The following is a 23,738-nucleotide window of genomic DNA, read 5'->3' as shown; positions in this document are numbered from 1 at the left end:
TTTGTAAACAAATTATTTTATGAGTCAGGATTTCAATAACCAGGAAGAACAACAGTCCACACAACAACAATCCCCTAAAAAGGATTATACCCGGGTGTATTGGGTGATAATAGGACTATTGCTGATATCTAATATTTATTTTATTTCCAGTCGCAGCAAGGTGGCAGGAGAAAGAGATAGGGTACAGGCGGAGTTTGATTTCAGCGATTCATCTCGTAAAGCTGTTGAGTCTGACTACAGTGCGGCCCTGGTTCGCCTGGACGAGCTGGTTTCAAAAAATTCAGCGATGGAAGGTATGCTGACCGACCGTGACGGAGAAATAGCTAAACTAAGAAGCCAGATCGATAAGATCATTAAAAACAAAAATGCTTCAGCCGCCGAGTTGGGTAAAGCCAAAAGGCTCATCAATATCCTGAATGGAAAAGTACAGACATACGAAGAGCGTATCGCAGCACTGGAGAGTGATAACGAACGCTTAGGTGTGGAGAGGACCGTTTTACAAGAAGAACGTGACGCACTGGATGCTGAAAGAGAACAACTGGCAAAACTGGGTTCTATCCTGCATGTTTCCAACATTCGCATGACGCCTATTGACATTAAACGGGGTGGTAAAAAAATATCAGAGACCCAAAAGGCAAAACGTGTTGACGTGATGCGTATAGAATTTGATATAGATGAGAACAGGATAAAAGAAACCAGTGTTACTGAATTTTACCTGCGTATTACTAACCCGGATGGAACGGTATTGAGCAACGCTGCTTATGGCTCGGGGGTAACTACTCTTGATGATGGACAATCTGTAAATTATACTTTGTCGAAATTGATAGAGGTGCAGAAAAATACACAGGTGAGCGACGTGGTTGTAGACTGGAACCAGGATAGTGATTACAAGGCCGGTGATTATAAAATAGAGATATACCAGGGCGGTTTCAAGGTCGGTTCAGGCAACGTTACTTTGAAATAAAGTATTCGTTATAAGGCAGTAATAACGCGGTTTTCAGGGTGGCTTAACAATAAGATAATGTGTCATTTCTTTTGAGTTAACATTTGCTGTCATAATATTGCGTCGGATTTCAGAGCTATATATGGACTTTTTAGGGAAAATATTAATTGTAGATGATGAACCGGATATAGTTGAATTCATCAGCTACAATTTAAAAAGCAAAGGCTACCAGATAGCTACTGCATACGACGGCATAGAAGCCTTAAGAAAAGCAAAAGAATTTCGCCCTGACCTGGTTCTTTTGGACGTGATGATGCCTAATAAAGACGGCATGCAGACACTACGCGAATTGAGGCAGACTCCCGACCTGGAGAATGTAGCCATAATCTTCCTGACAGCGCTGAGTGATGAAAAGTCTGAAATAGAAGGATTGAAACTTGGCGCTGACGATTACATCGCAAAACCTATTAAGCCTGAATTATTACTCACCCGTATTGCCGCAGCATTAAGACGTACGAAGGTAGATGAGGACGTAGAACAGAAGCTTACCTTCAACGACCTTGAGATCAACAAGACCAAATTCACAGTTACCTACAAGAATAACGAGATCATGCTGGCAAAGAAGGAGTTTGAACTCCTGTTATTACTGGCATCAAAACCGGGACGCGTATTTCTGCGCAATGAGATATTGCAGCGTGTTTGGGGAACTGACGTTATTGTAGGTGACAGGACCATCGACGTACATATCCGTAAGATACGCCAGAAACTGGGCGTAGACCTGATCACTACTGTAAAAGGCGTAGGATATAAGTTCGAAATGGTGTAGTTTAGTTTAACTATGTCATCTTTCCTGGATACGAAAAATGCCTCGCCGAGGTTATTGTCCACCATCACGGCTACGATCATCGCATGCGTAAACGCATTGATGAGTCTTTTCCTGATATCGGAATGGTATATTCCCCTTATCGTGTTCGGGACAACTTTCGTTATTATCTACTGGATATATAACTATACTTTACAGCACTTCATTTACAGGAAGATAAAGCTCATATATAAGTTCATTTACCAGACCAAGGCAACCAAGAAGGAAGAGTTCTTCTACAACAATATCCTGCCCCAGAAATCGCTGGAAGAGGTGAATATGGACGTGCAGACCTGGGCCATGCAGAAGAAGGACGAGATAGAGATGCTGCGTGCTAATGAACAGTTCCGCAAGGAGTTCCTGATGAACCTGGCCCACGAGCTGAGGACGCCCATTTTTGCAGTACAGGGCTATGTTGATACACTGGCAGGTGGCGCTATTCACGACGACACTGTGAACATGAAATTCCTGAGCAATGCTTCAAAAGGTATAGACAGGCTGGTGAGGCTGGTTGATGATCTGGACGAGATATCTAAGCTTGAATCGGGCAGGATACCCATCATACAGGAGTCATTCATCATACAGGACCTCGTGAAGGATGTATATGAAGAGATGTCGCTAAGGGCCAAAGAAAAAGGGATAGAACTGCTGTTTAAGAAAGGCACAGAAAGGCCGCTTACTGTGTATGCAGACCGTCCTAAAATAAGGCAGGTGTTAGTAAACCTGATAGAGAACGGCTTAAAGTACGGTAACGAAGGGGGCCATATCATTACCGGTTGCTACGAAATGGATGATAAGAACATTTATGTGGAAGTATCAGATAATGGCCCCGGTATTGCAGAAGAACATTTATCCCGCATTTTCGAACGTTTTTATCGTGCAGACCGTAGCCGTAGCCGCCATATAGGTGGCACGGGTCTTGGGCTGGCTATTGTAAAACATATTGTTGAAGCGCATGGCCAGACCGTTACGGTGCGTAGTAAGCTCAGCGTTGGTTCTTCATTTGGTTTCACATTGGAGAAGGGTAAGGAGTAAAGGGTGCTATTCATTTTATTATTAGTTTAACATTTCTATGAATGGAATATCGTAACTGATGTTTCTGTTAAGAAACACCTGTTATGAACATACGCTATATCATGCTGATGAGTGTGCTGCTGTGCAGTGCGACAGGCGCTCCTGCGCAAGAAACAACGATAACAAAACACATCGTTGAAAATACAGGCACAACCTTACAAAAAAGATTCAACCCTCCTGACGGATATATAAGGATGACTGCTGATGGCTTTGGAGAATATCTGCGAACGCTCCCTTTACAAAAGGACGGAGCGAAAGTGCATTTGTATGATGGAACGCTCAAGAATAGGCAGGATATACATATGGCTGTTATAAGGATGGATGTAGGCAACTATAACCTGCAGCAATGTGCAGATGCTGTCATACGGTTGAGAGCTGAATACCTGTATCAAAACCATTTGTATGATAAGATACACTTCAATTTTACTAACGGATTTAATGCTGCTTACTTTAAATGGAGGGAAGGGTACAGGGTGAAAGTGAATGGAAATAAATGTACCTGGGTGAAAACGCAACGTGCATCAACAGGTTATGAAAGCTTTCGGGATTACCTGAAAGTTGTGTTCAGTTATGCAGGCACCTTGTCACTGTCTAGGGAGATGCAGAAGGTGCCGTTTTCAAAAATGCAGATAGGGGATGTACTGATACAAGGAGGTACTCCGGGTCATGCCGTGATAGTCGTTGATATAGTTGAAAATAAAGCGGGTAATAAGCTGTTTATGCTGGCGCAAAGCTATATGCCTGCTCAGGAGATACATATATTGCGCAATTTGGGAGACCGGTCGATCAGCCCCTGGTACGATATCACCGATGTAAAGAATGTGATAAGCACGCCACAATGGAGCTTTTCTCCGGCCGACCTGAAAAGGTTCAAAGATTAACGGTGGTAATTCTGATGTATGTAACATATACTTGTGCACATAATATAAATTATTATCTTTGAGTGTACATAAGAGGGAGATATGCAACCAATATTCCGTGAAATATTCGGCGACCGTATATATGGCGCTGAGTTTCTGAGGCTATATAAGGATATGGCCCACACATATACAAGAGATACCATAGAGCAGCTATACAAGGATGTAGAAGACAAGGGGATTCCTGTGTCGTTTACAGAGATCAATGCTAAAGTGGCCGCATTTAACAACGAACTCATCAACAGGGCTACCTGGATACGTGAAGATTATAAAGAAAACAAAGGCTATTCATCTCCCAAGCTGACACGCGGCTGCAAAAAGATCATCAGCCAATGTGTAAAAGAATATCTACGTGCGCTCCAGATCGCCAACCGTACAGTTCAGTACGATTATGTTTCCTAAAAAAGAAGCTACCCGGAAGGGGTAGCTTGATACATACATATAGAGGAAAGAGAAGACTTGTTTATAACGATTCCCTTACATAAGGCGTTCGTTTTCTTGTAGTTACATTGTATCACAAATCTCGTGCAAACAACTGAAGAATACCAATGCAGTTAATCACTCCCTATCCACATTAATCCTCATAAAAGTAATAAGCACTACTTTGTTTATTTTCAGTTACTTAGATAATGCATTGTGATTTTATTTTTCTGATATCCACATTTGGCACCTTACAACTATCTATTTTGTGTATAGCGTATGTGTATTATTGTTTAACTGTTTAAAAAACAATTATATAGAAAGACCATTTTTACCGGATTGTAAGTGATATTGCGGATTTTGAGTTGAGTTTATCCACATATATTCACAGATAATCCACAAATAACGGATAGATAGTAGACTTTCCTATATGTACTGATATTGCAGGTTTTACTACAAATATCGCTCATTGATGATGTTCATATGGTGTAGCATATGTCCAATGTTGATGTATCCCAAAGCTCTGACCGTAAATGTGCCGCCATCGATCATGTGTATCACAGCCCTGCTTTGCTCACTCGTAATATGGCCGAAAAGTTTCAACCCTGTTGTACGCACAGCAGCAAACTCCTCAAGTATATCATCCCATGTTCTGCCCGAGACGTCTGCCCCGGCCGCGTACAGGTCCTGGTCCATATCATACATTATTGCAGCTCTGTCACCTCTTATTCCTGTTAAAGCACGGTAGTTCATCACTCTTTCTGTATCAGCAATGTGCATCAGCATTTCTTTCAGCGTCCATTTACCCTCTGCGTATCTATACTCATGTCTGTTTGCAGGAAGGTTACTGAAGAATCCTATTGCGTCGTCGGTATTTTGCCTGTATAGTTCCATAAAATCACCTTCAGGAACAAGTTGTATATAACGTTCGGCAAAGGGTTTGTATTCATTGCTATCTGGTCGTTGCATGCAGTTGTTGTTTGTGTAAATATACTACTGTATGTCATTGCAGATGCTGAAAGTTAACGTTACATTTATGTATGATGTACAAGTGAAAGCACAAAATATGGCAACAAATAAAAATTTGCAGACAGAGGTAGATGCATCCTACCTGTATGGAATGCTGGCAGCAAAAGAGACTGATAAGCAGGTCGCAAATGTTTTTGCGCAGATGAGTGATATAGAGAAGGGGCACGCGTTGGCTTTTATGCGCAAGACAGATCATGCTGCGACAAAATTACCGCCTCCGTCAGGTAGAGCTAAAACACTGAACCTTATAGGAAAGTTGTTTGGCTATGACTATGTTTTAGGTGTGCTTATGGACACGGAAAAAAGCTTGTCAGGAGCCATAATAGCCGGTAAAAGGAAAAATAACATGCCCATATCCGGCATGGAGACCAATCATGTAAAGATACTGAAGGCAATTGCTGAAAAGGATGCAGGCACAGCAGTGGATATGATGACACGGCTTGAAAAACGCCATCGTTCAGTAGGGGGGAATGCGCTGCGTGCAGCCGTGCTGGGGGGTAATGATGGACTGGTATCAAACTTTAGCCTTGTGATGGGAGTAGCGGGGGCAACAGAGGGAGGGAGTGGTGTTTTACTGGCTGGCCTGGCCGGCTTGCTGGCGGGTGCCTTGTCTATGGCGTTGGGCGAGTGGATATCCGTAAAAAGCTCCCAGGAGTTGTCAGAAAACCAGATGCAACTGGAAATGGATGAGTTGGAAACCAATCCTGAAGGAGAAGAACAGGAACTGGCATTGATATACATGGCAAAGGGTATACCTGAAGAGCAGGCAAAAAGCATGGCCCGGGATATTATGTCGGACACCGGGCGTGCACATGAGATATTGGTAAAAGAAGAGTTGGGTATTAATACCGAAGACCTGAAAGGCTCGGCGATAGAAGCTGCATTATACTCCTTTTTCCTGTTTGCCATAGGGGCTATAATACCGGTGGCTCCGTTTTTGTTTACAAGTGGAGTGCAGGCTATTTACCTGAGTGTGGCGTTAAGTGCCGCAGGTTTGTTTCTGATAGGCGCTGCAATAACCCTGTTTACCGGCAGGAGTGTATGGTATTCCGGTTTCAGGCAGGTATTGTTCGGTTTGCTGGCAGCCGCGGTTACTTATGGTATTGGCAGCCTTATAGGCGTATCGGTAGGGTAGTAGTAGCTGCCAGAATTATTCGTAAAATAATAATTTGTATTATTGTTATTATGTTGTATATTTGTTTTAAATACCTGCTTTGAAATTACTTGTATGACGTTGCAGTATCGACATAGTGAAAAAACAATATTTGTAAAACGCCCCGCTACATCGGGGCGTTTTTTATGGGCAGATTTGTTTGTGAGTATACGTATTTACTTAACAAAACTTAACAAAATAGATGCTAATCATTTGATCATTAGTCTTTTAGGTTGCTATGTTTGTTGCAGGGAAACTGTTTTTAGTACGTTCTTTCCGTTGTTACTTAACAATTTTGGGGTGCCGGTTACGCATTGTCATTCTTCAGTGACCCCTATTAAGAATTTACCAACCCGAAAACGTAAATTTGCACCCATGCAATTATCAGCACTTACAGCAATCAGTCCCGTAGATGGACGTTATAGGAATCAACTGGCATCATTATCGCCTTATTTTTCTGAGTTCGGGCTTATCCGTTACCGGGTACTGGTAGAAGTAGAGTACTTCATCTTCCTGGCTCAAAAGAAGATATTTACCCTTCCGGCAGAAGTAAAGCCCGCGAAACTCCGCAGGATATATACAGACTTTACCATAGAAGATGCACAGCAGATAAAGGACACAGAACGTATCACGAATCATGATGTTAAAGCGGTAGAATACTTCCTGAAAGAAAAGCTGAAAGCTATGGGAGGTGAAGATGTTTTAGAGTGGGTACACTTTGGTCTCACCTCGCAGGATATCAATAATACCGCTATTCCCCTGAGCTGGAAAGAAGCGATGGAGAATGAATACCTGCCTTTATTGCAAAATACCGTTTTGGCTATAAAGAAGATGGCAAAAGATTGGGGTGAGATTCCTTTACTGGCACGTACGCATGGTCAACCGGCATCGCCTACCATGCTGGGCAAAGAAATGATGGTGTTTGCAGAAAGGCTTGAAGGCCAGGTACGCTTGCTGAGTCATATACCTCATGCTGCTAAGTTTGGTGGCGCTACGGGTAATTTCAATGCGCACAATGTAGCCTTCCCGGGTATGAACTGGGAGAAGCTCGGCAATGAATTCGTAAACAACAAACTGGGGCTGGAACGTATGCAGTACACCACCCAGATAGAGCATTACGATAATATCGCTGCCCAGTTTGATGCATTAAAGCGTATCAATAATATCCTCATAGATTTTTCTCGGGATATATGGACTTATATTTCAATGGAATACTTCAGGCAAAAGACAAAGGCCGGAGAGATAGGCAGTAGTGCTATGCCGCACAAAGTAAATCCTATTGATTTTGAAAATGCGGAAGGCAACCTGGGTATTGCTAATGCCATATACGAGCACCTGAGTGCCAAGTTGCCCATCAGCCGCCTGCAGCGCGACCTGACAGATAGCACCGTATTGCGTAATATAGGTGTGCCTTTATCACATAGCTACCTGGCATTGCGCAGCCTTGAGAAGGGAATGGGTAAACTGTTGCTGAATAAAGACAAACTGAAACAAGACCTGGATAACAACTGGGCAGTTGTGGCAGAAGCGATACAGACTATCCTGCGCAGGGAGAATTATCCTAAACCTTATGAGGCGTTAAAAGACCTGACACGTGGAAAGACAAGTATCACAAAAGAGGATATACATGAATTTATCAAGACACTCAAGGTATCTGCAACGGTCAAAAGGGAGCTCAAGGCAATAACCCCTCATAACTATACCGGCATATTTTAATGCCGTTGTGGTCTTATGGTAATTATGTCTGTTATGTTAAAATGTATAAGTGTTGAAGGTTGGGCATAATTATTGTATTTTGAACCGTTGTAAAATCCGGTAGAATTATGCTCAGGGTGCTATTATTCATATTTACATTAGGAATTGCCACGCCGGCAATATCGCAGATAAGGGTAACAGCAGACAACCCGGATATCGACACACTACGCGTTGTGTTTTACAATGATAAGTGGGCGATTGAGCACGAAGTAGAAACAGGAGAGAATCTTTTCATGCTTTCGCGCAGGTTTCATGTTCCGCCGGCGTTACTGGCCGATATGAATGGTGTTGATTTCCAAACCATACTTCAACCGGGTTCAATACTATATATTCCTTTCGGTCCTTATAACCAGGCAAAGGGTGTTTCTGCTAATAGGTTTGACACAAGACCGCTTTCCTACGTTGTGCGCAAGTATGATAATATGTTCAGGTTAGCGCACCTTGCAGGTGTCTCTCAACGCACCATGCAAGACTGGAACGCAATGTCGGATAATTACCTGGAAGAAGGCAAGCATCTTTTTGTTGGCTGGGTTTTGTACGACGCATCAGATGCTCCGGTCGCTGATACAGTTTCTGTGAATAAACAGGGTATAGAAAATAAAAAAGAGCAAGAACAGAAGCCGGTGCAGAATGGCAGTCAGTCAAACGGTCGTAAAAATAAGAAGGGGCAGACTGTTATCGAATATGTAATAGGTAATAAGTACGATACGCTGCCTGAAATAGAAAAAGCATACCAGGCACAGACTGATAAAGAAGAAGTAGTGACAGAGGAGAAGGGCACAGCTGTGTTTTATGAAAATAAGGGTAAACTCAAAAGCAGCACAACTTTTTTTGCATTCCACAATATGGCAAAGCCGGGTACTATAATTAAGGTTTACAATCCGGGCACAGACAAAACGGTCTTTGTAAAAGTGCTGGGGCCTATACCAAACACCAAGCAATATTACAATTGTATCATTGGTATCAGCAGTGGTGCAAAAGAAGTATTGATGGTCACAGAAGATAAAGCCTGGTGTGAATTGAAATTTGCACCATCAAATTAAATCTTGAATGCATCATAATATCCATTGTGGTATTTGCAACTTATTAAATTATTTTGGCTGAATGAAAGTGCTGATCGTCCGGTTTTCCTCAATAGGTGATATAGTATTAACCAGCCCCGTGGTGCGTTGTCTGAAACGGATACCGGGCATGCAGGTTCACTTCCTGACGAAGGCCTCCTTTCGCGCAGTTGTTGAACATAATCCGAATATTGACAGGTGTTATTTCCTGGAAGATAGTTTAGATAAAATAATGCCGGCATTAAGAAAGGAAAAGTATGATCATATAATTGATCTGCATAAGAACATCAGGTCGTTGAAAGTTAAGCGGTCACTGGGGTGTCATTCTTTTTCTTTTAATAAACTCAATTTTGAGAAATGGATACTGGTCAACTTCAAAAAAAATATTCTGCCGGATAAGAGTATTGTGGATCGCTATTTTGAGGCAGTGCGTGATTTGGGAGTGAAAAATGATGGACAAGGGTTGGATTATTTTATTCCTGAAGAGGCAGAGGTCGGCAGCAAAGATATACCCATGAGTCATTGGGCCGGATATGTCGCTTGTGTAATCGGCGGCTCATATGCAACGAAAAAGTACCCTGTTGATAAATGGATCGAGTTTTGTAAAAAATGTCCCTATCCAATAATTCTTTTGGGTGGACCTGAAGATCGTGACGCCGGTGAGAAAATAGCAGTTACAGATAAAGTGAAAATCTACAACTCATGTGGTAAGTTCAAACTAAATGAGTCTGCCAGTCTTGTTAGATATGCAAAAGTTGTAATAAGTAATGATACGGGGCTTATGCATATTGCTGCTGCATTAAAAAAGCCAGTAATATCATTGTGGGGGAATACTGTTCCTTCTATGGGAATGTTCCCCTATTACGGGTTCAATAATCTGCAGACAAATGTCAGCCCTAAGTCTGTAATTATCGAAAATTGTAATATTAATTGCAGGCCATGTAGTAAGATAGGGTATGACTCTTGCCCGAAGAAACATTTTAAGTGCATGAATGATGTTGATAATGAGGTTGTTATAAGTCATTTGATTGATTTTTGGAAAGGCTCCCAACCTTAATTCATTTCTGGTATGTCTATTTATACAAAGCGTATAGTTTTGTATTGATTTTTTTATCTTTGTGAGACTAAAGTATAAAAGATAATACTTATATACGGCTTAGGTTGTATATGTTAAATATTTAAATAAATATGGTCATGAGAAAATTACTCTCATCATTATCGTTCACCATTGTAGTAGCCCTGCTGGTTATTTTTTCAAGCCAGAAAGCTTCTGCCTCGCATGCTGCGGGCGCAGAGATAATTTATGTACATATCAGTGATTCAACTTACCAGTTCTTCTTTAAGTTCTATCGCGACTGTACAGGTATATCTGAACCTCCTACTGCAGACCTGTGTTTCTATAACACCTGTACCAATCAGAATTTCAGCATTACTATGCAAAAGTGGACAGGTACATTACCGCCGGACAACAGGCCGAATGGTTCTTCCGTATCTGCCGGATGTTCTCAATATTCCAATAAGTGTGATAACTCATCATCCAATGTTCCGGGTTACCGTGAGTGGTGGTACTCTTGTATCGCAACATTGCCGTTAAAGTGTAACTACTGGAAATTTGGTGTGTCGATCAACGCACGTAACCCTCAAACCAACATCGTTCCGGGTAACTTATATGTTGAAACAGCGTTCAACAGCAGTTTTACATGGTTGAACTCATCTCCATACTATTCGGTTAAGCCGATACCATATGTTTGTCTGAACCAGGCATATACTTATAATAACGGAGCCCTGGATGCTGACGGTGACTCTTTATGGTCGCAGATGATCAACCCACTGGCAGCAGGTAACTGTGTTGGTACACCTGCTAATGCATCGCTGGTAACACTTACACCCCCAATTAATTTTACCAATAACCCGCTTCAAACGAATAACTCATTCAGTCTGAACGGTGCGAATGGCCAGATGTCTTTTACAGCTACCCTGCAGGGTGCAGCCACACTGACCATGAAGACCCGTGAGTTCAGGAAGAACGGTAATAATTTTTCAGAGATAGGTTCAATCATGCGCGACATCCAGGTGCAGGTACTGCCATGTAGTACGATAGCCCCTACACTGGATACAGTATCTATTAATGATAGCGGAGTATTCAGCAACGGATTTGTATATGGTTGTGTTGGCCAGAACCTGAACTTCTGTTTTGTGATCAAATCTACTGATACAGGTGCCGTATTGCTTGCAGAAGATAACCTGCTTACTGCAATACCCGGCGCAGCACTTACATATACTAACCTGAAGACAGACTCAGTAAGAGGCTGTTTCTCATGGACACCAACGATCAATGATGTGGGTAAACACAGTTTCCTTGTGATCATCAAGGACTCAACGTGTAAACCACCGGGCATCCTGTTACAGTATGCCAAGACGGTAGACCTTCAGATCTGGGGCCCTGTAGAGGCTTCACCAGATACGAGTATCTGTTACGGCGAGCCTGCCTTCCTGGGTGTAACCGGCGGAGCGAACTACCAGTGGACGGTATTGAGCGGTACAGACCCCAGTTTGTCTAACCCGAACATACCTAACCCTGTAGCTACACCAAAAGTAACGACCACTTACCTGGCAACCTCAACGATCAACCCATACTGTCCTACGTTCAACAAGGATACAGTAGTGATCACGGTACTGAATGGCCCCACTATGAGCGGTCAGCCTGATGATACTACCTGTCCTGGCGTAACCTTGCCGCTGGACCTGGGAATCGTTAAGAGTCCTGGTGTAACTTATAATGTAAAATGGACACCTGCAACAGGATTGAGCAGTGCTACTTCAGACAAGCCGGATGCCAAACTGAAAACAACTACCCAATATACAGTAGAAGTAGGATCCAGCGATAACCGTTGTAAGACACTGGATACAGTACTGATAGACGTATTGACGGGTCTGACACTGGATAACCATGATACACAGATATGTGTTGGCCAGTCAGTAGATGTACTGGGTAAAATGGATGCACGTTATAATATCGTATGGAATTCTAAAACAGACGGCGCAGCTACGTACAATCCGTCAAATGATATCGTAACAACGATCACTCCCGGTGATACGGGTAATCACACCTATGTGATCACCGGTGATTATTACAAGTGTAAGAATGTACCATTGGGTGCACCCAACGGCGATACATCGGCAGAGTTTGTGATCAATGTACAACCTAACCCGACCGTTAGTGTAGATGATGATGCGAGTATGTGTTATGGCGATACGATGCAACTGACAGCCGTAGTATCACCGGATAGTTACCACGACTACATCTATTCATGGGCACCTGGCGAGGCACTGGATTTCACAGACCGTACCAACCCGATCTTCTCAGCGATCACTGAGGGAACCACGACGTTGAAGTTCATAGCTAAGACGCCGGCTGGTTGTAGCGATAGTGATGAGGTGAGCCTGAATGTCTTCTCAGCGACATTCCTGTTCCTGCCGAATGATACCGCGATCTGTCCGGGTGATACCATATCTATAGATATGAATGTAGCGAGCGGCACTAAGTTCTACTGGTTACCTGATTTCAACATCAGCAGTGTGAGCAGCATGCAACCACGTATATGGCCAGTAGCAGATCAGCAATATTCAGTATATGGCGTAGACAGCCTTGGTTGCCTGGATACTGCGCATATCAGCATCACGGTACGCCCGAGGGCAGTGATAGACATGCCGGATTCAATAACGATCTATCCTGGAGAGAGCTACCAGATGGATCCCGGAGGTAACTGCCTGTACTATACATGGTTCCCACCACTGGGTCTGAACAATGCAGATATCAGCAATCCGTCGGTAAGTCCGAAAGTGAATACGAGGTATATAGTACATGGCCGCACAGAGGCTGGTTGTATGGTAACGGATTCACTGGATGTGATCGTGAACAATGACAGCTACCTGACGATGCCGAATGCATTCACTCCGGGTAAGCGTACTAACGGAACGCTGAAGATAGTGAGGAGAGGTATAGCAGACCTGAAGAGCTTTGCGGTGTACAACCGTTGGGGAGCTAAGGTATTTGAGACCAAAGACATCAATGAAGGTTGGGATGGCACCTACAATGGTGAGATACAACCGATGGGCGTATACCTGTACACAATAGAAGCAGTAACACCATCAGGACAAACATTTAGAAAACAAGGCAACGTAACACTGATACGTTAATATCTGGCAGATAATATATCAATCAGTATGAGTTGCATGACTTGAAATATGAAGTTTATGTATAGAAAGTTTGTACAATCATTAGCAACAGCGTTTGTAACGCTGTTGCTAATGTGCTTTAATCAAGACAGAGCTTTTGCATCGCATTTTGCAGCAGGAGAGATTTATTTAACCTATATCGGAGAGGGAGCAGACGGATGTAGTAATACAAGTGAGTATAAATACTTGCTGACGATAGACATCTACCGGGCCTGTGAAGGAGGTTCGCCGGCACCGCTTACGGCATTGGTGAATTATGGTTCTGTGAATGCCGGTGTGTCAAGCTCAATTAATATGAGCAACCCCATAAAAGATACTTTGCATGACCTGTGCGAAGCTTTTGTTCCTCAGAACTCATGTATTACCCCCGCCAATGCGTCTACTTTCCCTGCTTATATCAGGCACAGGTTTGTAGATACTCTGGTGTTGCCCTCTGCACAAACAGACTGGTTATTCTCTTATTCATCATGTTGCAGAAATAGTGGTATCGTGAATGGTGCGTCTAACGGCTCATTCTACATTGAGACAGGATTGAATAACCTGACAAAATACAATAATAGCACACCAAGGTTTCTGGTGAAACCATTGCCATATATATGTGCTATGCAGCCAGCAATTTACCTGAATGGCCCATATGATCCCAATGGCGACTCAATGTTCACTAAAGTTCAGGCACCACTGGGCGCAGCTAACACGCCTATCCCTTACCTGGCGCCAAATTATTCTCTTGCAGACCCTATGGGTGCTGCTCCGGGAACATCATTCAACTTTGATAATGCAACTGCGAGTGCATCGTTCACCCCTGCCAACCAGGGAAAATATGTTATGGCATTTCGCTGCGAAGAATTTGAACGCGGTACAGGTATATCGTTAGGATTCGTTGTACGTGACGTACAGGTTTCTGTATTTGGTTGCAACGCTCCTCCGCCTGCCGTAGACGACTTGCCATTGACGATCGATAATGCCAGCCTGGTGAAGGTAAATGGTGAGGATGCGATATTAGCATGCCCGGGTAGTAATATCAAATTTCCGGTAAATACAAAATCAACAAACCCCAACAGTAATATCTACCTGGAAGCGAACGTAGGTAGTATTCCGGGTTCAGCATTTACTACTACGGGTGCAGGCACAGCAAGTGTTACGGGTGAATTTACATGGACACCTACCTCTTCTGATATAGGTGAGCACACACTTATAATAACGGGTAAAGATTCAACTTGTAGTGGTACCGGTTTTGCGATTGTTCTGAAAAACTATACGGTACTGTTGATCAAAGTGGTTTCCGGACTGGATGCTGGACCAGATTTGCCTATATGTGAGATTGGCGGTGACTCTGTACAACTATTTGTGCGTGGTGCAGACGCTGCAGACAGTATCGGTCTTGTGTGGTCAGTTGCAGGTGGAGGCCCGGTTGAAGGTCTTAGTGATCTGACGATACATAACCCTAGGGCGAAGCCTGACGTAACTACAGACTATATTGTTTCGGCACCTCAAATGATAGGTGGCTGTAAATCAGTAGACACTGTTTCTGTATTTATTGATAAAACAAACGGTGTTGTGATCACACCTAAAAATCCGAACAATCCCGAAAATGCACTGGTACTATGTAGGCCAGGGTATATTCAGCTGGAAGCGTTAATATCCGGAAGGCCACCTAAGAATAATGTAGCATGTGGTACCGGTGGGCCAACCATCTGTTCTAAGCCTGATACGGGAATAGTTTACGGATCTGCTGTATACGGGCGTGTGCCTTACGATACGTTCAGCGTAAACTCTCCAATTATGTTCACAACTTTACGTACGAACAAGCAACAATACCTGATACATAAAGAAGACCTGCAGAACGCGGACATTTATTCGTCCACCATCAGGGGACTGGCAATGGAAGCTAAAGGAACAAGTAACCCGGGCTATGTATATAGTAACTTCAGGATATTTGTTAAGTGTACCGAAAAAAATGAACTCAGTAAAAATACAGGATTCGAGAATTTCGGTCTTACACAGGTATACTCTGCGCCTACCGTGACTTTTGAAGATGGTTTGCACGTATATCCTTTTACGTCTGCATATAACTGGGATACCACCAAAAACCTGATCGTACAATTTTGTTATAGTGACAACCCTGATGTTGATACAGGATGTGGTGTCTCTAGTAGCCCGCCAATTATTCCATATGTACCGACTACTTATATTTCCGGTTTGAAACTGGTAGGAGCTGATCCTACTGTTACAAGTGTATGTGGTATTGATAAGGACCCGAACATACTTGATGTGCCTGCCCGTCCGGTATTACACTTCATTTATTGCGAGGCTGATCCATTGCCTTTTGATGTAAAATGGACGAATTCCCAGTATTTGTCAGATACTACCATAGTTCAGCCATTGGCATACGTGCCTAAGACGTCAACCTTCGTAGTACAAACGATTGGCCGCAGTAACTGTGTGATGCGCGATACACTGGAGGTGTATGTACCAGAACACGACATGCGCGTAGAGCCTATTGATACAGCCTTCTGTCTCGGTGATAAAGCACCGTTCACTATCTACGGAGGTAAATTCTTCAAATGGTATGAGTATGATGCCGCCAATGACAGTTTCCTTACACCTGTAAGTGTGATCGACCCAACGAAAGGTTTCACCTATATCGGGCCACAGAGGAGCACAGATTACCGTATTGTGGTGTCAGACAGTGTATGGTGTTATGATACATTATCAGCCAAGATCAAGATACTTCCGTTGCCTGATGTACGTATCCTGAACAAGGATGATACGACCATCAAGTATGGTCAGTCGTTCCAGATACTGGCAACAGGTGCCAGGTTGTATAACTGGAGCCCGGTATCGTCGCTGAACAATCCTAATATCTCATACCCGATAGCACGTCCTACCGAAGATACTAAGTACATCGTAGGTGGTATAGCAACCAATGGTTGCCGTGCGTTTGACACGCTGCATGTGATAGTAGATAAGAAGGATAACCTGTTTGTACCGAGTGCGTTCAGCCCGAACGGAGATGGTAAGAATGACATCTTTAGGGTAACGAACCTGAGCTTCCAGCGCATCATGGAGTTCCGTGTGTTCAACCGCTGGGGTGTAGAGGTGTTCAGCACCAACGACAGCCGTATGGGTTGGGATGGTAACTATGAAGGTAAGCCACAGGAGATGGGTACTTACACCTACCTGATCCGCGTAGCTTATCCTGATGGATTTGTTGAGACCTACAAAGGTGAAACAACTTTAATAAGGTAATTTGTTGGTATTAATAAAAATTATATTTAAAAAGGCTTGTATTAATACAAGCCTTTTTTTTATTTTCAGAGGAAATTTTTAAAGCTTAAAAAAGCTGAATTGCCCAACCTTTTATTTATATAAGTATGTCATTATATAGAAGATGTGGTATTTTATTGCTGTTTTTGAGCGATTTATACTGTAATCTATTGAATTTCAAATAAGTAATATTTATTAAAAGAAAGCACTACGCATGATTCATTTCAACAAATTAAGAGGCTTTTTTACCGTGCTTATGGTCTTTATTATGACCAGCCTTATCGGTTTGCCCAAGGCAAATGCCTGCCACTTTGCCGCTGCTGATATCAGTATCAGATATGTAGGGCCGGGTGCCGACGGTTGTAGCGGAACGACCAAATACTGGTATATTGTGGAGCTGGATATTTACTATGCATGTATATCCTGCCAGGGAACAGGTGGTACAACCGCTACAATACAATATGCATCGGCCAGTGCACAGGCTGATGGTCTCCCTAATCCAAGTGGTAATTTTGTAGCTACAGATCCACAAACCAATATAGATACTGTGCACCAGTTATGTGCCCAGTTTGATGATAGTAACAGTTGCAAAACCAATCTGAAAACTGCCAGCAGGTATCCCGCGTTCAAAGTACGCAGGCATGTGAGTGATACTTTGAAACTGCCTTATGCCAGGACAGACTGGAGATTCTGGTGGTCGGGTAGTGCACGTAGTAACAGTAACGTAAACCTGGGTGGTTGCGGTTCTCTGTATGTAGAGGCCATGCTGGATAACCTGACTAAATACAACAACAGCACGGTGAAATTCCTGAGTAATCCTTTACCGTATATATGTGTTAATCAGCCTAATACTTACCTGAACGGCCCATATGATCCTGATGGTGACTCAATAAATGTTGAAATACAACCACCATACACAAGCACGGGTACGCAGTGTAATTATACGGCACCATCTACCTATGCGAACCCGATCGTGTCCAGCACAGGTTTTAACCTGAATAAGACAACAGGTAGTGTAGATTTTAAACCTACTCAAACAGGTCAATTCGTACTGGCTTTCAGGGGGGAGGATTACCTGAAAGGAACTAATATAAGACTGAGTTATGTATATCGTGACGTACAGGTGTCTGTATTGCCTTGTACTGAACCACCTCCGGGTATCGACTCACTGACGCAAGCCATTGCTTCGATTACCAATGGTACTGTGGTAAATACGCAATTTAAAGGACAGGCTGTATTTGTGTGTCCCGGTAGTGATATGGAATTTGACCTGAACTCAAAATCAGCAGATCCATCACACAACGTCTATATGTATGCCAATACAGGTCTTATTCCGGGTTCAAGTTTTACGACTACGGGCCAGGGTACAGGAAATGTTACAGGTACATTCAAATGGACCCCTACCACAAGCGATATAGGCGAACATACTTTAGTGGTACAATCTAAAGACTCAACTTGTTTGATCTCTCAACCTATCGTATTAACCAACTATCGTGTTATCCTGATAAAAGTACTTACCGGTATTGATGCCGGTCCGGATCAGCCGGTTTGCGAGTTGAACCCTAAACCTGTTCAACTGTTTGTTAGAGGCTATGAAGACCTGCGTCTGAAATGGACCCTGAACGGGGGGCCTGCGGTAGGTATCAGTGATGATACTCTGTACAACCCGACCGCTACTGTTTCGAAAACAACGGATTATGTCGTGTCTACAGTTGACCTTGCCGGTTCGTGCCGTGCTAAGGATACGGTTACACTGTTCATAGATGAGACCAATAAAGTGACCATCACTCCAAAGAATCCGAATAATCCTGATAATGCACTTGTGTTGTGTCGCCCCGGCTATATTCAGATGGAAGCCCTGCTTTCAGGAAAACCGCCGAAAAACAACGTTGCCTGTGGTGTAGGTAATCCTACTATTTGTTCTAAACAGGATACGGGCGCTGTGTTTGGTTCTGAGTTATACGGAAACCTGGCTTTTGATACTATCGGTACGGCGTCTCCTATTATGTACAATACATTGCGTACATCAAGGATGCAATACCTGATAAGAAGGGGTGAATTGAACAAATCAGATATATTCTCTTCTACAATCCGTAGCTTAAGCTTAGAAACGAAGGGTACTACCACTCCTACTTACGCTTATTCTAATTTCAGGATATATATCAAGTGTACAGAAAAAGAGCAGTTGAGCGATAAAGATGGATTTGAGAATTTCGGAATGACCCAGGTATATTCTGCCGCTAATGTAACATTTGATGACGGGGAACATTTCTATCCGTTTACCACGCCATATTCATGGGATACCACGAAGAACCTGATCATTCAGTTCTGTTTCAGTGATAATCCAACGGTTGATACGGGTTGCGGTGTTACTTCTGCTCCTCCTGTTGTAAAATATGTACCTACAACTTATGTTTCAGGTTTGACCCTGAAAGGAGCAGATGCAACAGTTACAAGTGTTTGCGGTGTAGATAAAGATCCTACAATAGCGGCTATTTTAGGTCGCCCCGCATTCAGGTTCGCATATTGTGAGGCCGATCCGCTTGACTTCATTATCACGTGGAACAAGAGCGAATATCTGTCAGATTCTACAATAACACAACCTTTGGCATACGTTCCTAAGAGTACCTCTTTCGTAGTACAAACGATTGGCCGCAGTAACTGTTTGATGCGCGATACACTGGAGGTGTATGTACCGGAACACGACATGCGCGTAGAGCCTATTGATACAGCTTTCTGTCTCGGTGATAAAGCACCGTTCACTATCTACGGAGGTAAATTCTTCAAATGGTATGAGTATGATGCCGCCAATGACAGTTTCCTTACTCCTGTAAGTGTGATCGACCCAACGAAAGGTTTCACCTATATCGGGCCACAGAGGAGCACAGATTACCGTATAGTAGTGTCAGACAGTGTATGGTGTTATGATACATTATCAGCCAAGATCAAGATACTTCCGTTGCCTGATGTACGTATCCTGAACAAGGATGATACGACCATCAAGTATGGCCAGTCGTTCCAGATACTGGCAACAGGTGCCAGGTTGTATAACTGGAGCCCGGTATCGTCACTGAACAATCCTAATATCTCTTATCCTATAGCACGTCCTACCGAGGATACAAAGTACATCGTAGGAGGTATAGCTACCAATGGTTGCCGTGCGTTTGACACGCTGCATGTTATAGTAGATAAGAAGGATAACCTGTTTGTACCGAGTGCGTTCAGCCCGAACGGAGATGGTAAGAATGACATCTTTAGGGTAACGAACCTGAGCTTCCAGCGCATCATGGAGTTCCGTGTGTTCAACCGCTGGGGTGTAGAGGTGTTCAGCACCAACGACAGCCGTATGGGTTGGGATGGTAACTATGAAGGTAAGCCACAGGAGATGGGTACTTACACCTACCTGATCCGCGTAGCTTATCCTGATGGATTTGTTGAGACCTACAAAGGTGAAACAACGCTGATACGATAAAAGATAAATTTTTATATATAAAAAGCCTGCATTTATAAGTGCAGGCTTTTTTGTTTTAAAAATCTTAATAAGATTTTTATTTTTTCCCAACGTTTTTGAAAAAATGATTGTCATCAGTATGTGGAAAATGCTGGTAGGTTAAATGTATGTTATAATAGAAATTTAACTAAATTAGCGTCATATACATTTTTTTAAAGACTAAAATATGGTGTCCCTGTTACAAAAAATCAAGTTTTATCAGCTTGCGATCCTATTAATGCTGATATCAACGCTGGGTGCAACGAAGGCGAAAGCATGTCACTTTGCTGCAGCTGACATTTATGTTACTTATATTGGTACGGGTGCTAATGGTTGTGGCACACCGGATTATCAATATGAGATAACGTTAATTGTATATCATGCCTGTCAGACATGTTACCTGGATGCAGGTACTACAGCACCGGTGTATTACAAGTCAGCTACTCTTGAGGCAGCTGGAAGCCCAAATGCATCAGGTACCGTTACTGTAACCAGCCTTACTACAGCACCGGATACATCGCACCAGCTTTGTGCGCAGTTTGCGGATAGTAACAGTTGTAAACAGTTGAGCACGGCATCAAGGTTCCCGGCATTCAGGGTCCGAACGTATAAAGGAACGGTCACACTGCCTTCCGCCCAGACCGATTGGCGGTTTTTCTGGTCGAACGGGGGGCGTAACAACAGTAACCTGTCAGGTTGCGGTAGTATTTATGTGGAAGCGGGACTTAATAACGTAACCAAGTATAATAACAGTACACCAAGGTTCTTAAGTAATCCTTTGCCTTATATATGTGTTGGTCAGCCAACTACCTATCTTAATGCACCTTACGACCCTAATGGTGACTCAATTTACGTATATCAACAAATTCCGTTTACGCCTACCGGTGGTGGCGTAAACCAGACAGGCCAGGTATGTGGTTACAATGCAGGCTGGAGCCTGGCAGACCCTATTGGCTCTTCTACAGGATATCAGCTTAATCCATTAACAGGTAGTGCTACATTCACACCAAAAACTACAGGATTCTTTGTGTTGGCTTTCAGAGGTGAAGATTATGAAAGAGGATCAGGCCAGCTTTTAAGTTATGTATACAGGGATGTGCAGGTAACAGTGTTGCCATGTACAGCACCACCGCCTGATATTGATTCAGTTGCACAGGTAATCACGTCGATACAAAATGCAACACTTGTGCAGACACCTACACAAGGTGAGGTAGTATATGTGTGTCCCGGTAGTGCAATGGAGTTTTCTGTTAACTCAGCTACAGATAGTACAACACACAATGTGTATATGTACGCCAACACAAGTTTATTGCCCGGTTCTAACTTTACAGTTACAGGTCAGGGTAGTAATAGTGTAACCGGTAACTTTACATGGACCCCTACACAGTCTCATATAGGAGACCATTCACTCGTAATAGAATCTAAAGACTCTACGTGTACATTATGGCAGCCTATCGTGTTGACCAACTACAGGGTTGTACTTATCAGGGTTGTTGAAGGTCTTGATGCGGGCCCGGACTTGCCGATATGCGAATTGAATCCACAACCTGTTCAGCTATTTACAAGAGGGGCAGACTTCCTTCGTTTGAAATGGACGGTAAACGGTGGTCCTGCCACAACATTGAGTGATGATACCATTCACAATCCACTGGCAACTCCTCCGGTAACTACAGATTATGTTGTTACTACCCCGGATCTGATAGCAACATGTAAATCAAGTGATACGGTTCAGGTCTTTATTGATGAGACCAACAAAGTAACCATCACTCCTAAGAATCCTAATAATGCGGATAACGCACTGGTATTATGCCGCCCGGGTTATATACAGTTAGAGGCTTTGCTGAAAGGTAAGCCACCAAAAAATAATGTAGCATGCGGTGTGGGTAATCCTACCATCTGTGCTAAACAGGACACGGCTGTTTTATATGGCTCCCCCATATATGGTGACCTTTATTATGATTCTATCGGACGTGTATCGCCGATAATGCATAACTCATTACGTACATCAAGGATGCAGTACCTGGTGCGTAGGGATGAAATGGCTAAATCAAAAATATACTCGTCTACTATCCGTAGTTTGGCAATCGAGTGTAAGGGTACTTCTAATCCAACTTATGTATACAGCAACTTCCGTATATTCATAAAATGTACTTCAAAAGAAGCGCTTAAAGATGCAGATGGTTTCGAGAACTTCGGTATGACGCAGGTTTATTACAATAATGCAGTTACGTTTGAGGACGGAATTCATTATTTTAACTTTACTACTCCTTACACCTGGGATACCACCAAGAACCTGATCATTCAATTATGTTACAGCGACAATGCGACAGTTGATACAGGTTGTGGTGTTACATCAACACCTCCAAGGCTTAATTATGTACCAACTACCTATGTTTCCGGTATGGTGTTGAAAGGAGCTGACGCTACTGTTACCAGCGTATGTGGCATAGATAAAGATCCTAATATAGAAGCGATCCAGGCTCGTCCTCTGTTTACATTCTCATATTGTGAGGCAGATCCTATTGATTTTGTAATTACATGGAACTCCGGCGAATACTTGTCAGATACAACAATAGCCCAGCCATTGGCATACGTGCCTAAAACGTCAACCTTCGTAGTACAAACGATTGGCCGCAGTAACTGTTTGATGCGCGATACACTGGAGGTGTATGTACCGGAACACGACATGCGCGTAGAGCCTATTGATACAGCCTTCTGTCTCGGTGATAAAGCACCGTTCACTATCTATGGAGGTAAATTCTTCAAATGGTATGAGTATGATGCCGCCAATGACAGTTTCCTTACACCTGTAAGTGTGATCGACCCAACGAAAGGTTTCACCTATATCGGGCCACAGAGGAGCACAGATTACCGTATTGTGGTGTCAGACAGTGTATGGTGTTATGATACATTATCAGCCAAGATCAAGATACTTCCGTTGCCTGATGTACGTATCCTGAACAAGGATGATACGACCATCAAGTATGGCCAGTCGTTCCAGATACTGGCAACAGGTGCCAGGTTGTATAACTGGAGCCCGGTATCGTCGCTGAACAATCCTAATATCTCATACCCGATAGCACGTCCTACCGAAGATACTAAGTACATCGTAGGTGGTATAGCAACCAATGGTTGCCGTGCGTTTGACACGTTGCATGTGATAGTAGATAAGAAGGATAACCTGTTTGTACCGAGTGCGTTCAGCCCGAACGGAGATGGTAAGAATGACATCTTTAGGGTAACGAACCTGAGCTTCCAGCGCATCATGGAGTTCCGTGTGTTCAACCGCTGGGGTGTAGAGGTGTTCAGCACCAACGACAGCCGTATGGGTTGGGATGGTAACTATGAAGGTAAGCCACAGGAGATGGGTACTTACACCTACCTGATCCGCGTAGCTTATCCTGATGGATTTGTTGAGACCTACAAAGGTGAAACAACTTTGATACGATAAAATAATTAAAGGTTAATAACATAAAGTCCGGAACATTATGTTTCCGGACTTTTTTATGCGCGCTATTAAGGTAGATA

14 protein-coding genes are annotated in these 23,738 nt (G+C 43.2%); 13 read left to right on the top strand and 1 reads right to left on the bottom strand.

From position 1 onward, the window contains the following. The first annotated feature begins 19 nt into the window (after positions 1–19). From H6550_11425 to H6550_11405, 5 genes are all read left to right on the top strand, one after another. On the top strand, positions 20–964 hold the full coding sequence (locus H6550_11425; GenBank protein MCB9046732.1) for a hypothetical protein: 945 nt from the start codon (positions 20–22) through the stop codon (positions 962–964). A gap of 121 nt (positions 965–1,085) precedes the next feature. After that, complete coding sequence (locus tag H6550_11420; protein MCB9046731.1) at positions 1,086–1,769, top strand: response regulator transcription factor; 684 nt, start codon at positions 1,086–1,088, stop codon at positions 1,767–1,769. Positions 1,770–1,781: 12 nt separating this feature from the next. Next, a complete protein-coding gene (locus tag H6550_11415; protein ID MCB9046730.1) occupies positions 1,782–2,840 on the top strand; it encodes a sensor histidine kinase in 1,059 nt (352 codons plus the stop codon). An 83-nt stretch (positions 2,841–2,923) separates the two neighbouring features. Further along, positions 2,924–3,760, top strand: a complete 837-nt coding sequence (locus tag H6550_11410; protein ID MCB9046729.1) for a DUF4846 domain-containing protein — start codon at positions 2,924–2,926, stop codon at positions 3,758–3,760. An 81-nt stretch (positions 3,761–3,841) separates the two neighbouring features. Beyond that, on the top strand, positions 3,842–4,198 hold the full coding sequence (locus H6550_11405; GenBank protein MCB9046728.1) for a hypothetical protein: 357 nt from the start codon (positions 3,842–3,844) through the stop codon (positions 4,196–4,198). Positions 4,199–4,669: 471 nt separating this feature from the next. On the opposite strand, the gene H6550_11400 is transcribed toward H6550_11405, so the two are convergent. Next, a complete protein-coding gene (locus tag H6550_11400; protein MCB9046727.1) occupies positions 4,670–5,185 on the bottom strand; it encodes a DinB family protein in 516 nt (171 codons plus the stop codon). A 97-nt stretch (positions 5,186–5,282) separates the two neighbouring features. Between H6550_11400 and H6550_11395 the strand changes: the two genes are divergently transcribed. The 8 genes from H6550_11395 (at position 5,283) to H6550_11360 (ending at position 23,661) form a co-directional block, all read left to right on the top strand. Further along, on the top strand, positions 5,283–6,380 hold the full coding sequence (locus H6550_11395) for a VIT1/CCC1 transporter family protein (GenBank protein ID MCB9046726.1): 1,098 nt from the start codon (positions 5,283–5,285) through the stop codon (positions 6,378–6,380). 393 nt (positions 6,381–6,773) lie between these two features. After that, entirely contained in the window at positions 6,774–8,114 is a 1,341-nt protein-coding gene (gene purB / locus H6550_11390; GenBank protein MCB9046725.1) for an adenylosuccinate lyase, read from the top strand. A 107-nt stretch (positions 8,115–8,221) separates the two neighbouring features. Then, entirely contained in the window at positions 8,222–9,196 is a 975-nt protein-coding gene (locus H6550_11385) for a LysM peptidoglycan-binding domain-containing protein (GenBank protein MCB9046724.1), read from the top strand. Between the two features lie 61 nt (positions 9,197–9,257). Then, the gene (locus H6550_11380) at positions 9,258–10,271 is read left to right on the top strand and encodes a glycosyltransferase family 9 protein (protein MCB9046723.1); all 1,014 of its coding nucleotides are present in this window, start codon (positions 9,258–9,260) and stop codon (positions 10,269–10,271) included. 137 nt (positions 10,272–10,408) lie between these two features. Beyond that, a complete protein-coding gene (locus H6550_11375; GenBank protein ID MCB9046722.1) occupies positions 10,409–13,414 on the top strand; it encodes a gliding motility-associated C-terminal domain-containing protein in 3,006 nt (1,001 codons plus the stop codon). Between the two features lie 57 nt (positions 13,415–13,471). Further along, positions 13,472–16,702 (top strand): gliding motility-associated C-terminal domain-containing protein, encoded by a 3,231-nt coding sequence (locus tag H6550_11370; protein ID MCB9046721.1) that lies wholly within the window; start codon positions 13,472–13,474, stop codon positions 16,700–16,702. A 232-nt stretch (positions 16,703–16,934) separates the two neighbouring features. Beyond that, positions 16,935–20,192 (top strand): gliding motility-associated C-terminal domain-containing protein, encoded by a 3,258-nt coding sequence (locus tag H6550_11365; GenBank protein ID MCB9046720.1) that lies wholly within the window; start codon positions 16,935–16,937, stop codon positions 20,190–20,192. 256 nt (positions 20,193–20,448) lie between these two features. Next, positions 20,449–23,661, top strand: a complete 3,213-nt coding sequence (locus tag H6550_11360) for a gliding motility-associated C-terminal domain-containing protein (protein MCB9046719.1) — start codon at positions 20,449–20,451, stop codon at positions 23,659–23,661. Positions 23,662–23,738 lie beyond the last annotated feature (77 nt).

It is taken from the genome of Chitinophagales bacterium, assembly GCA_020636495.1.
Lineage (GTDB): Bacteria > Bacteroidota > Bacteroidia > Chitinophagales > Chitinophagaceae > UBA5543.
Note: the sequence above shows the minus strand (reverse complement) of the source record. Positions and strands in the feature narration are given on the sequence as shown.